This is a genomic window from Candidatus Frankia alpina, assembly GCF_902806485.1.
Lineage (GTDB): Bacteria > Actinomycetota > Actinomycetes > Frankiales > Frankiaceae > Frankia > Frankia alpina.
The window spans coordinates 1-11974 of sequence record NZ_CADCWT010000155.1 but is presented as its reverse complement, the minus strand read 5'-3'; the positions used below and the strand labels follow the sequence as shown (position 1 = coordinate 11974).

At 71.8% G+C, this 11974-nt stretch carries 14 protein-coding genes and 2 pseudogenes; 9 read left to right on the top strand and 7 right to left on the bottom strand.

The features are described from left to right. Positions 1–184: 184 nt before the first annotated feature. Positions 185–328, bottom strand: coding sequence for a hypothetical protein (locus G6R25_RS25275; protein ID WP_205447154.1), 144 nt, complete (start codon positions 326–328; stop codon positions 185–187). A gap of 250 nt (positions 329–578) precedes the next feature. Continuing rightward, the gene (locus G6R25_RS16085) at positions 579–878 is read right to left on the bottom strand and encodes a hypothetical protein (protein WP_163553645.1); all 300 of its coding nucleotides are present in this window, start codon (positions 876–878) and stop codon (positions 579–581) included. Positions 879–956: 78 nt separating this feature from the next. Here G6R25_RS16085 and G6R25_RS16080 point away from each other — a divergent pair, with 78 nt between their 5' ends. Next, the gene (locus G6R25_RS16080; RefSeq protein ID WP_173402713.1) at positions 957–1187 is read left to right on the top strand and encodes a hypothetical protein; all 231 of its coding nucleotides are present in this window, start codon (positions 957–959) and stop codon (positions 1185–1187) included. 463 nt (positions 1188–1650) lie between these two features. Continuing rightward, a complete protein-coding gene (locus G6R25_RS31680) occupies positions 1651–1863 on the top strand; it encodes a hypothetical protein (protein WP_235948703.1) in 213 nt (70 codons plus the stop codon). 14 nt (positions 1864–1877) lie between these two features. Here the strand turns inward: G6R25_RS31680 and G6R25_RS31675 are convergent. Together G6R25_RS31675 and G6R25_RS16070 are read right to left on the bottom strand one after the other, a co-directional pair. Then, positions 1878–2018 (bottom strand): annotated as a pseudogene (locus G6R25_RS31675) (FmdB family zinc ribbon protein); the annotation flags it as partial. A gap of 44 nt (positions 2019–2062) precedes the next feature. Beyond that, positions 2063–2809, bottom strand: coding sequence for a 5-formyltetrahydrofolate cyclo-ligase (locus G6R25_RS16070; RefSeq protein WP_163553641.1), 747 nt, complete (start codon positions 2807–2809; stop codon positions 2063–2065). Between the two features lie 184 nt (positions 2810–2993). Here G6R25_RS16070 and galU point away from each other — a divergent pair, with 184 nt between their 5' ends. From galU to G6R25_RS16040, 6 genes and pseudogenes are all read left to right on the top strand, one after another. Continuing rightward, positions 2994–3926, top strand: coding sequence for a UTP--glucose-1-phosphate uridylyltransferase GalU (gene galU, locus G6R25_RS16065; protein ID WP_163553638.1), 933 nt, complete (start codon positions 2994–2996; stop codon positions 3924–3926). A gap of 279 nt (positions 3927–4205) precedes the next feature. Then, positions 4206–5538: pseudogene (glp, locus tag G6R25_RS16060) on the top strand (molybdotransferase-like divisome protein Glp). Beyond that, entirely contained in the window at positions 5535–6029 is a 495-nt protein-coding gene (gene moaC / locus G6R25_RS16055; protein ID WP_163553636.1) for a cyclic pyranopterin monophosphate synthase MoaC, read from the top strand. Before glp ends, moaC begins: the two are co-directional and overlap by 4 nt. Beyond that, a complete protein-coding gene (locus G6R25_RS16050; RefSeq protein ID WP_163553634.1) occupies positions 6026–6562 on the top strand; it encodes a MogA/MoaB family molybdenum cofactor biosynthesis protein in 537 nt (178 codons plus the stop codon). Before moaC ends, G6R25_RS16050 begins: the two co-directional genes overlap by 4 nt. A 9-nt stretch (positions 6563–6571) precedes the next feature. Further along, positions 6572–7204, top strand: coding sequence for a GNAT family N-acetyltransferase (locus G6R25_RS16045; RefSeq protein WP_163553633.1), 633 nt, complete (start codon positions 6572–6574; stop codon positions 7202–7204). Between the two features lie 548 nt (positions 7205–7752). Then, complete coding sequence (locus G6R25_RS16040; RefSeq protein ID WP_163553631.1) at positions 7753–9186, top strand: gephyrin-like molybdotransferase receptor GlpR; 1434 nt, start codon at positions 7753–7755, stop codon at positions 9184–9186. On the opposite strand, the gene G6R25_RS16035 is transcribed toward G6R25_RS16040, so the two are convergent. Continuing rightward, the gene (locus G6R25_RS16035; protein ID WP_163553629.1) at positions 9105–9902 is read right to left on the bottom strand and encodes a cyclase family protein; all 798 of its coding nucleotides are present in this window, start codon (positions 9900–9902) and stop codon (positions 9105–9107) included. The genes G6R25_RS16040 and G6R25_RS16035 overlap by 82 nt on opposite strands. Before the next feature lie 138 nt (positions 9903–10040). Between G6R25_RS16035 and G6R25_RS16030 the strand changes: the two genes are divergently transcribed. After that, positions 10041–10589 (top strand): YbaK/EbsC family protein, encoded by a 549-nt coding sequence (locus G6R25_RS16030; RefSeq protein WP_163553627.1) that lies wholly within the window; start codon positions 10041–10043, stop codon positions 10587–10589. 29 nt (positions 10590–10618) lie between these two features. Here the strand turns inward: G6R25_RS16030 and G6R25_RS16025 are convergent, their stop codons facing one another. Both G6R25_RS16025 and G6R25_RS16020 read right to left on the bottom strand, forming a co-directional pair. Next, a complete protein-coding gene (locus G6R25_RS16025; RefSeq protein ID WP_163553623.1) occupies positions 10619–10756 on the bottom strand; it encodes a hypothetical protein in 138 nt (45 codons plus the stop codon). Positions 10757–10795: 39 nt separating this feature from the next. Then, positions 10796–11974, bottom strand: a 1179-nt coding sequence (locus G6R25_RS16020; protein ID WP_163553625.1) for an argininosuccinate synthase domain-containing protein, incomplete at its 5' end; no start/stop codon positions are given.

Sequence of the window (11974 nt, the reverse complement as noted above, 5' to 3'; positions counted from 1 at the left end):
TCACAAATCGACGCCGGGAATGGCTCAATCCCGACCAGCCGAAGAACCAAAAACAAACGATCTACACGACCTGACCAGTTACCTCAGGCTTACCTACCGGTAGACATATTGCGTCGGGAAAGCCGGCCGCGCACGGCGCTTTCCGCCTCGTCTCCCGCGGGCGGCCGGCGGTGTCCTCCCCGGATCAGCGCTCGACGTGGTGCGGCGGGAGATCAGCGAGGAGTCGCTCGATGTCCGGGTCGTCTTCCTCGGACAATGACTCGTCGCCCCATCCGATCTCCCGTTCGTCGTCGAACGAGTCGTCGTCAAGCGGCTCAGTGGCGCCCATGATCTTCCCCTCGTGTGGCGCGGCTTGTTCGCCGCCGCGGTACTGGTCCGGCGATCGCGGCCGAGGCGGCAGTTCGCTGGTGAAACGATTGTCGGCAGGACGACACTGGGCCCACCGGGCGGGTTAGGCGCGAGCCGTTGTTCGGCCCGGCGCCCGGCCCGGGTCTGCTAGTGCAATGCCGTCACCTGAGGCGCGTGGCCCGGATCCGGGCGCCGATGATGTCCGCCCGGTCCGGGCCGCGCGCCGGCGGTCAATCTACGCCGCCGGAACCACTGCGGGTGGCCGGCGGCTTGGTCAGGGCATGCCCGATGACCTCGACGACCAGCCGCAGGGTGGCCCGGCTGCCTGCCAGGAATGCGTCCGTCTCCCGCTGGGACCACGCGGAAGCGACGATCCCGGGCTCCGGTGTTCGGACGGCCAGGACCGCCCGGATGGACGCTCGGTAGCGGCCCACCGTGATCGGCGGATCCCCGATCGGATCGGTGTCGTAGTCCTCGTCGCGCTCTAACAGCGCCCCGACCTCATCGGCGCGGCGTGGCGTGGGGGGCATCGGTTTCCTCCTCCGTAAATTTGCTATGCAGCAAAATAGACCCTAGCGAGGTTCTTGGGGAAGAGCAAAGTGGTTACGATGTTCCGCGTGGACGACGGTGAGCAGTTGGTCGGCATCGGGGACATCGCGTTCCAACTCAAGATCACTCGCCAGGCGGTGGACTACTGGACACGCAAGGACTCCCGGTTTCCGGCACCCTTGCAGGTCATCAACGCGCCGACGGGTAGTGGTGCCAAAGGCACCCGAGTTTGGCGCAAGCGAGAGGTAGACGCCTGGATCGTGGAGCACTATCGACGCCGCAAACAGTAGGCGGTGTGTCCGGTACGGCGGTGCGGGCGCGTGACCCGGTCCGGAGTCGCTCCGGACGGCGCCCGTCACCGCCGTCGACCCTCGTCGGCGCATGCCGCCCGAGGCCGAACGGAAATGCCTGGAAGCCGTGCGAAATTGCACTATCAGCGCATTTCGGGGAGCTGCACGCAACGGAACGTCAGCTCCAATGCGGGTTCACCGCGCAGCGGTGCTCCGGCCTGAGTTCAGCGCGCCGGTCGCCGGTTACCGCCGCGGGGGCGACCGGCCGAGCAGGCGCGGGGCTCCCGTCCGGTGACTCCGGTTTGGCGTGCCCGGCTGCGGGACTGCGACCGTCGCGTCCCGTCACACGGCTTCGCCGGGTGCACCGCGATCGGCGCCGGTCATGCCGAAGGCGCCCAAGGCGGCAAGCGCTCGGACGCCTTCGGCAGACGGTGAAGGTGTTTCGGTCGGTCAGGCCGCCGCGGTGCTGGAGGCCGTGCTCGACGTCGAGGGAGCCGACGAGGACGAGCCGCTGCTCGCCGCGGCGGTCGACGACGACGAGTCGGAGCTGGCGGTCGACGACGAGTCGCTACCACCGGCGGAGCTGCCGGCGTTGGAGCTCGTGGCGTCCGCGGTGTCCTTCGGGCGCTGCTGCGTGGAACCGCCGGCGGAGCTCGACCGGCTGTCGTTCTTGTAGAAGCCGCTGCCCTTGAACACCACGCCCACCGAACCGAACACTTTACGAAGTCGTCCGGCGCAGGTCGGGCACTCCGTCAGTGACGCGTCGCTGAAGCTTTGCGCGACTTCAAGGTCACGTCCGCAGTCGGTGCAGCGGTACTGGTAGGTAGGCACGTACTCCTCCCGGCGTTGGCACTCAGAAGTGGCGACTGCCAACTTTAGCTTGTAGACGGCCCCAGATGTTCCCCGGTGCCGTCAGTCGGTTCGCACCGTAGCGTACGACTCGGGGTGACGATGATCTGCACGCCGCGATCGTGCTCCTCCGTGGGGACGAGATCGAGCAGCTCCTGGTCGTACAGCACGGCAATCACCGGGACGTCGGGCGTGACTCGGCGCAGCGCGCGGTCGTAGGAGCCGCCGCCCCGCCCGAGCCGCCGCCCCGCCCGGTCGACGGCGAGCGCAGGGATGATCACGGCCTCGGCCTCGGACAGCTCCCCGGGCGGTGCCGCCGCGGGGGGCTCCCGGGTGCCGAGGGCGCCCGGGACCAGCGTGCCGACGTACTCGCGGAAGTCCAGGTCGAGATCGGCGCGCAACACCGGCAGCAGTACTCGGGCACCGCGGGCGACCAGCCGGGGGAGCAGGTCGGCGAGATCGGGCTCCCCGGGTAGCCCCACGTAGGCCGCGATGCACCGGGCGTCGGCGACCTCGGGTATCTGCAGGATTCGGGTCGCCAGGACCGCCGCGTCCGCCGGCGAGCAGGACTGGAGGCGCAGGGCCAGGGAGGTCCGCCGCTGGGAGAGTAGCCGCGCGCGCAGCCGTTGCTTGGCGTCCGCGCCTGGTCCGGTCGGTGCGTCACCACCCGGGCCGAGTGCCGCGCCGGCCACCGCCCAGGAGTGGGGATGGGCCGTCGGCTTGGCGGCGGGCGTCCCCCGTCGGGGATCGGGTGGAAGGTGGTTTCCCTGCACCTGCACAGCCTCCCGCAGGTCGGCGCCGCAGGGGCTGGTTGCGAGCGCCTGGCGTGCCCGGCGGGCTGCCCCGCGGCCGTGCCGGTGGTGTCCGGCACTCGGCCGCGTACCGGGTGAGCTGTGTATTGCCCGTGAAGGCGGCCGTGGCTGTGCTCGTGCACTTCGACCCGGCTAAGGTTCCCTCATGCCAGTGACGAAGGCGGTTATCCCGGCTGCGGGTCTGGGCACTCGCTTCCTGCCGGCCACCAAGGCCGTGCCCAAAGAGATGCTGCCGGTCGTCGACAGGCCGGCTATCGAATACGTCGTCGAGGAGGCCTCCCGGGTCGGCCTGCGCGACGTCCTCCTTGTCACCAGCCGCACGAAAAAGGCGATCGAGGACCATTTCGATCGGGAGGCGGACATCGAGGCCGCGCTGGAGCGCAAGGGTGACGAGACCCGCCTGCGCCGGGTCCGTGCGTCGGCTGAGCTCGCCGAGGTGCACACGGTCCGCCAGGCTTCGCCGCGGGGGCTCGGCCACGCGGTCCTGTGCGCCGCCGCGCACGTGGGTGACGAGCCCTTCGCCGTTCTGCTCGGTGACGACCTCATCGACGAGCGCGACCCGCTGCTGGCGGAAATGCTTGCGGTGCAGGCGCGCTTCGGTGGCAGCGTCATCGCGCTGATGGAGGTCCCCGACGAGCAGGTCTCGATGTACGGCGTCGCCACGGTGGAGTCCGTCCCCACCGGGCCGGACGATCGGTACGGGATCGTGCGCATCCTGGACCTGGTGGAGAAGCCGCCGGTCGCGGAGGCGCCGAGCAATCTGGCGATCATCGGCCGCTACGTGCTGGCCCCGGAGATCTTCGAGGTGCTGCGGCACACCGAGCCCGGGCGGGGCGGGGAGATCCAGATCACCGACGCGCTGCGGACGCTGGCGCTGCGCGCGGTGGCCGGGGACGCCGGCGCCCAGCCGGTGCACGGCGTGGTGTTCACGGGCCGGCGCTACGACACCGGAGACCGGGTCGACTACCTCAAGGCGGTCATCCGGCTGGCCTGCGAGCGGCCCGATCTTGGGCCCGACCTCTATCCGTGGCTCGAGGAGTACGTCGCCGCCGGCGGGCCGAAGGTTAATTTGTCCTAATTCGGAAAGATTTCCGCCAGTTGCTGGCACCCCGATTGGCCTGGTTGCATTCGTTTAACCTTGACGCTTCCGGCGTGGCCGGGAACGATCCCGGGATCGGCCTGGGCGCGATCGGCGCGCAGGCCGCCGTGGATCGGCGGATTGCTGACGGGTGGGTGGCGCCCGCGCGACCGCTGATGTAACAGAGGTGTCCGGGCTCCGATGGCGTAGCCCGGATGATGCCGGGCGGGCCGTATGGTCCGACGGCATCAACGGGTACAGGAACGGGGACGGGCGCCGATGACGACGGTGGATGAACACCTGGAGCGAATTCTCGCAGCGGTGGCGCCGGCTCGCCCCCGCCGCGCCGGGCTGGAGCAGGCCCACGGCTGCGTGCTCGCCGCCGACGTCCGGGCGACCGTGGCCCTACCCAGCTTCGACAACTCGGCCATGGACGGCTACGCCGTGCAGGCCGCCGACGTCGCCGAGGCCACCGAGGCCACCCCCACCACCCTGCCCGTCGTCGGTGAGATCCCGGCCGGGCCCGGCACGCCGGCGCCGCTGAAACCCGGCACGGTGGTGCGGATCATGACCGGCGCCCCGCTGCCCCGCGGCGCGGACGCCGTGGTCCAGCTCGAGTGGACCGACGGCGGCCGCGAGTCGGTCGCGGTCCGCCGGCCCGCCGATCGGGGGCTAGCACATCCGCCGCGCGGGCGAGGACGTCACCCCCGGCGCGTTGGTGCTGCCCGCGGGGACGGTCATCGGCTCGGCGCAGATCGGCCTGCTCGCCGCCGTCAACGTGGCGCGCCCCCCGGTGCACCCGCGCCCCCCGGTGCACCCGCGGCCCCGGGTGGCGGTGCTGTCCACGGGCACCGAGCTCGTCGAGGTCGGCTCGCGGCTGGGTGCCGGGCAGATCGTCGACTCCAACAGCCACGGCATCGCCGCCGCCGCCCGCGAGGCCGGCGCGCTGGTGCGCCGGCTGACCGGCGTGCCCGACGGGCCCGACGCCTTCGCCAAGGCCCTCCACGGGGTGCTGGGGGAGGTCGACGCGGTGGTGACCACCGGCGGGGTGAGCGTCGGCGCCTACGACGTCGTCAAGGAAGTCCTCACCGGGACCGGCACCGTCCGGTTCGACACGGTGGCGATGCAGCTCGGCAAGCCGCAGGGCTTCGGCCTGGTCGAGGGGGTGCCGATCTTCACGCTGCCGGGCAATCCGGTCAGCGCGCTGGTCTCGTTCGAGCTGTTCGTCCGCCCGGCGCTGCAGCGGATGCGCGGGCTGGCCGCCACCGGTCTGCCGCGGATCGTCGTGACGGTCGACACGGAGCTGCATTCCCTGCCCGGCCGGCGCACGTTCGTGCGGGTCGGCCTCGTCCATCTCGGCGACGACGGCCGGCCCGGCCCGCGGACCGTCGCCCGCCTGGCCGGCGGTCAGGGCTCGCACCAGCTCACCTCGCTGGCCGGCGCGCAGGCGTTGGTCATCATCCCCGAGGAGGTGACGAAGGTTCCGGCCGGGGCCCGGCTGCCGGCGCTGTTGCTCGGAGCCGACTCGGGCGCCATCCTCGCCGGCATGGGTTGGGTGGATACCGACGCGTCGGATCCGAGCGCGGGGCCAGCGGAGCCGATCGCGCGATGACCGCGCCCCGGCTCACCCACGTCGACGAGCACGGCGCGGCCCGGATGGTCGACGTCACGGCCAAGGACGTCACCGCCCGCACGGCGACCGCCACCGGCCTGCTGCGGGTCACCCCCGAGGTGGTGGGGCTGCTGCGCGGCACCGGAGTGCCGAAGGGGGACGCGCTCGGGACCGCCCGGATCGCGGGGATCATGGGCGCGAAGCGCACACCCGACCTCGTCCCGCTCTGCCATCCCATCGCGATCTCCGGGGTCACCGTCGAGCTCACCGTCCGTGACGACGGGGTGGAGATCACCGCCACCGTGCGGACGGCCGACCGGACCGGCGTCGAGATGGAGGCGCTGACCGCCGTCACCGTGGCCGCGCTGACCCTGCACGACATGGTCAAGGCGGTCGATCCCGGCGCGGAGCTGACCGGCGTGCGGGTGCTGGCCAAGACCGGCGGGCGCCACGGAGACTGGCGCGCCGAACCCTCCCGGGAGGTCCGGTGAGCCGGTCGTCGAGCGTGCCGCCGGGGGCGCGCGCCCAGGTCGTCACGGTGTCCGATCGGGCGTACCGGGGTGCCTATCCGGACCGGTCCGGTCCGGTGCTCGTCGCCGGGCTGGCCGAGCTCGGCTTTGCCGTCGGTCCGGCGCAGATCGTCCCCGACGACCGCGAGCGGATCGCGGCCGCGCTACGGGCCGCGGTCGCCGACGGGATCGACCTGGTCGTCACCACCGGCGGGACCGGTCTCGGGCCGCGGGACATCACCCCCGAGGCGACCGGCGAGGTCATCGAACGGCCGATCCCCGGGCTCGCCGAGGCGCTGCGGGCCGCGGGCCGCGACGCCGTCCCCGCGGCGGTGCTCTCCCGCGGGCTCGCCGGGACGGCCGCGGCGACGCTGGTGGTGAACCTGCCGGGCTCGACGGGAGGCGTCCGGGACGGGCTGGGTGTGCTCGCGGGTGTGGTTGGACATGCCGTGGCCCAGCTCCGCGGAGTGGATGATCATGCGGCTGTGTCCGGCGTGGCCGGGACGACGGAATAGGCCACGGTGATGCGGGCTCCGGGCTGGCCGGCGGTGCTGTCCGAGGGATCGGTGACGGTGCGCCCGCTGCGACTGCGCGACGCCTCCGTGTGGGTGGAGATGCGGCTGCGCAACGCCGACTGGCTGGCCCCGTGGGAGGCGACCCCGCCGGGTCTGGTCCTGGTGCGCGAGACCTGGGCGCAGCGGCAGACCATCTCGGTGTATCGGCAGATGTGGCACCGACTGCGCCAGCAGGCGCGGGTCGGCATGGCGTTGCCGTTCGGGGTCGTTCTTCACGGCCGGCTCGTCGGCCAGGTGACGGTCTCGACGATTGTCCGCGGTGCCTTCAACAGCGCGCAGGTCGGCTACTGGGTGGACAGCGGCTTCGCCGGCCGGGGCGTCACCCCGACCGCCCTGGCGCTCGTCGTCGACCACTGTTTCGGCCCGGTCGGTTTGCACCGCGTCGAGGCCAATGTGCGGCCGGAAAACGTCGCCAGCCGGCGGGTGCTGGCCAAGCTCGGCTTCCGCGAGGAGGGCCTGCACCGGCGCTATCTCGCCATCGACGGCCACTACCGCGACCACCTCGGATTCGCGCTGACGACCGAGGACGTTCCCGAGGGGCTCGTGCGCCGCTGGCGGGGGAGCCACTACAGCCGGCCCTGAGGGTCGGTCGGCCTTGAGCGTCGGTGGTCCGGGCCGAGTGGACGCCTCCGCCGGGGGACCGGGGGCCCGCTTCCGGGTAATGCCGTGGGTGGGGTGACGAGTTCCACTCCGCCCGGCGGGGGGTGTCGGTAACCAGACGCCCGTCCGATGCTGTCACCGCGCGTTGTTCCAACACTCACCCCCGAGCTCATTCGCAGCGGCCTGCTGGAGGCTCGCGCTCCACCCGAGTGCTTCCGTATGGCGGGCCGAGCCCACTGAGGGTCCTCGGAACCGGTTAGACGACGGTTGGACGACCATCACACATCCGATTGCGGATGCGACACGCGGGGTTCGGGTCGGTGACCACATGGATTTCGCTCACTAGCGTCAACCTCGAAATCGCAATCCGCTGATGTCGGGAAGAGGCTCCTCATGGTCAGCACCTCCGCGCCCGCCGCGCTCGCCGCGCCCCGCGCGGACGGTGCGTGCCCGGCGCCCGGCGTGGGGATCGTGCCGGTCCCGGCATCGGATCATCGCGCACTCCACACCGGCCGGACGGCGGTACTCCGATGAGCGCCCTGATCTGGGCGGCGATTGTTGCGGTATGGGGTTTCGTGTTGATCCCCATGTGGCTGCGCCGCCATGACACGGCGTCGGAGCAGCGTTCCACCGAACGGTTCACGGGGGCGATGCGGGTGCTCTCCCGTCGTCCATCGGGCCACGACGAGGCCGACCCCGACCGATTCGACAGTGACCATGAGCGTCTCGGCGGGGTGAGAGGAACGGGTATGTCGCACGCGGATTCGCGTGATCCCATCGCTCCCGTGGAGTCCGCGCCAACGGGCCCGTCGGCCGAGCAGGGCGAATCCGGCGGCTGGCGCGACACGCAGTCCGGCACGGCGCGGGACTCCTATGCGACGCGGGCGGCCGCGCGCCCAGGCTCCCCCGCAGATTCCGACGGCGCCACGCCGGTCGACGCGGCCGGACCTGGGACGCCCGCTGCGGGCAGGCCCGCGACCCTGGGCTGGCCCGGCACTCCGGGCGGGCCTGGGGCTTCGGGCCGGGCTGGGGCTTCGGGCAGGCCGGGGTCGGCTGGCGGCGACGGCACGGTCCGCGGTGACGAGCCGCGGGTCGACTCCCGCCGCACCATCGCGCTGCACCGGGTGGTCGCCGAGCGGGCGGCCCTGATGCGGGTCCGCCGGCAGCGGCTGATCCTGGTGGCGGCCCTGCTCCCGGTGACGGTCGTGTTGGCCGCCGTGTTCGGCGGGATGTGGATCGCCGTGCAGCTGCTGATCGATCTCGGGTTCGCCGGGTACCTCTTCCATCTGCGGCGCGCCGCCCAGGTCGAACGCCGGCTCGCGATCACCCGGGTCTCGATCGAGCGCCGGATAGAGGCCGAGCAGATCGCCCGCAGCCGCCGTCGTTCGGTCGGATCCTCCTTCGCCTACCACGAGCGGGACTCCGCGGTGAGCACGGGCAAGCGGCACCTGGGTCCCGAGCCGGCGGAGGAGCTCACCCCCGAAGAGTTGGCGCACGCCCGGGCGGAGACGATCGACCTCGGCAGCCTGATGGCCGCCCAGCTCGCGAATCGCGACGACGCCGGGCAGGACGAGCTGCCCGGCTACGCGCCGCCCGCCGGCCCCGTTACGCCCGCCGACTACCCCGTCGACTATGGCGTCGACTACGACGGCGTCGACTACGACGAGGTCGAGGCGGACATCGAGGTCGAGATGGATGCCGGTGAGGTCGCGGCGGCGTCCGCCGCACGGATGACCGCCCGCTCGGCGGTCCGCCCCACCAGCCGGCCGACGACCTCGCGTCCCGGCCGCGTCCAGATCAACCCGCCGGGCACCCACGGTGGCCTGATCGCGTCGCCCGAGGCCGCGCAGCCCGGCGGGTCCATGGCCGGCCCGACGCCCCGTCAGCCCGCGGGCGGCGACCCCGCCGGCGAGGACACCGCCGAGCTGGACCCGCTGCTGCGCCGCCACGCCGTGGGGAGCTGAGCGCCCCGCCGGCTCAGGGCCGCCGGGCCCAGTCGGGCCACCGCGCGGACCGGGGCGCCGTCCGCTGCTGCGAGCGGAAGAGGGAACAGGAAGACCTCGATCGGCCGCCCCTGCGTCTGAGCCTGCAGCAGCCTCGCCAGACCGGTGAGATTCTCGGCGATCACTGCCCCGGCGCCGCACAGCACCCGGTGCGCCGCGAGGCTGAACTCCTGGCCCGGGCCGGGGGTGCGGTCCACGCTCAGCGCGTCGATGCCCACCGTCCGCACCCCGGCGTCGACGATCGCCCGGGACGTGTCGGGCGTCAGGTAGGGGTGGCGCAGGTAGTCGGGGTGCCCCCAGCGGTCCGACCAGCCGGTCACGATGAGGACGATGTCGTCCGGGCGCAGTCCCACGGGGAGCAGATCGGGCCCGATCGCCCCCTGCGCTGCCTGCCCGCGGGCGTCGACCAGCACCGCCGGGCCGGCGAAGCGTTCCAGCGGCAGCTCGTCGAGGCGGGGCAGCGCGTCGTCGATGTGCCAGGGCGCGTCGACGTGCGTGCCCGACTGTGAACCCAGGTGCAGGCGCTGCACGTTGACCCCGTCCGCGGGTGCGCGCAGCGCGGGTGCGACCGCCACCTCGGGATCCCCCGGGTACACGGGCATGCCGCTGACGATCGGTACTGACAGGTCGACCGGTTCGGCGCCCTGCGCATCGCCTTCGACGGGAACGGCTGGCACGGCGACCTCCGATGGGTGCGGGACGCCCGCCCGCGGCGGGCCGTCGCACCAGCCTGCCTGCCGGTCCGCGCCCCGCGCCACGGCTGCCGTGTCCGGCTGCGGTACGGAGCACGGCGGGCTGAACCATAATCTCGTTCCATGACCGAGATACTTCGGCCGGTGCCAGCCCTGCGCCGACCGGACCTGCTCGCGGCGGCGACGGCGGCGGCCCTGGAGTCCTGGCCGGCCGCGGGGTCCGCGCCGCCCGTCGAGCAGGTCGAGGTCGCGGAGATCGACCCCGAGCTCGCCGACACCGCCGCGTTCTGCGAGCGCTACGGGGTCGTCCCGGCAGACTCGGCGAACTGCGTGATCGTCGCGGCCAGGCGCGGTGCCGAGACGACGCTCGCGGCGTGTGTGGTCCTCGCGACGACCCGGGCGGACGTGAACGGGCTGGTCCGGCGCAGGCTCGCCGCCCGCAAGGTGTCGTTCGCGCCGATGGACACGGTCGTCTCCCGCACCGGGATGGAGTACGGCGGCATCACCCCGGTCGGGCTGCCAGCCGACTGGTCGCTGCTGATCGACCGCGCGGTCGCCGAGCATCCTCGCGTCGTCGTCGGCTCCGGCCTGCGCCGGTCCAAACTGTGGCTGCCCGGAGCGGCGCTTGCCGCCCTCCCTACCGCCGAGGTCCTCGACGGCCTCGGCACCTGACACTCCCGCGGTCTGTCACGGCGACTTTCTCACCGCCGCCAGCTGCCCGCCAGCGGGCTGTAGGACAGCACGCCCAGGCCGTGGCGCTGGGCGGTCGACAGGACGTCGTTCTCGATCGCGCGGGTGGGGGGCGAGGTACGCGAGTACGCGAGTACGCGAGCAGCCATCATTCGTCGACAATGCGCCCACGCTCAGCGACCGGAAGGTCAGGACTGGGGGATCTCGGCGCGGTCGCGGACATAGCGCGGATTGTCCGCGATCACCGCCCGTGGTGTCAGGCCGCTGGGGGAAACGCGGTAACGCACCCGGCCGGAGACCGTACGCGCGACCGAGGCGATGAAGGCCTGCGCGGCGATGCGTAGCGGGCCCAGCCAACGTCCCTCCACCGCCTCATGTACCCAGAGCTGCTCGATGTGCGTCTTCTCGCGCAGCGTCGCGGCGTCGACGCTCGCCTGCTCGAGGCGCCGGTAGGCGTCAAGCAACAGGTGCGCGGCAGGCGTCTCCCGTACTTCCTGGACTTTTGTCCCGTTCGCTATCTCCTCGAGTCCGACGTAGCGGCCGACGCCGTAGGAGCCCATCAGCGCGTTGAGTCTGCGTACCAGCTGGACCGGCGGCAGCAGCACACCGTCCAGCCCGACCGGGACGCCTCTGTCGAAACTGACCTCTGCCTCGACCGGCTCCGTCGCCTGCGGTCTCGTCCATTTATAGAGCGATTCCGGCACATCGATGTTTTTCGGGAATTCGAGGCCGTCGGCCTCGAATTCCCGACACCAGATGTTCACATCGGTGCTGTAAAGTGATGACTCGGAACAGACAAGTTCGATGAGCTTGTCATCGGCGATCGCCTGCATCTTCTTTTCTCGAGACGGCGCGTCGGTCGCGTAGGGGGAACCATAGCTGCCCTCGAACCGCAGTGCCGCGATGGTCTGGTTGAACCGCCGCAGACTGTTCTGCGTGCCGTCCGCGGTGTGCAGCACCGCGTCGTAGCCGCGTTCGCGGGCCAGCGCCGTGGCCACCTGCGCCATGAGTGGGCGCGACAGTGACGCCGAAATCGGATGGGTCCCCAAGTAGACGGCCTGCGCCGCGATCGCCGGAAAAACGTAGCCCGTCAGAAACTCGTTCGTCCGGTCCACCACGAGATGCTCGAACCCGAACCGTTCGCACACCCGCCTCGCCCGTGACGCCTCGCCGCCGCCGAGGTCGACGGTAAGCGCGAGCACGGTGGCCGAGGGCCACACGGTGTGGATATGCTGAAACAGGTACGTTCCATCGAGCCCGCCGCTGAACAGGCAGACGACCCGGTGCGCCTGGAGAAAAGTTCTGTCCATGGAGTTTTTCCGAAACTCGCCATGGCTGATTCGAATCAGATCGCCGGGATCGTAAAT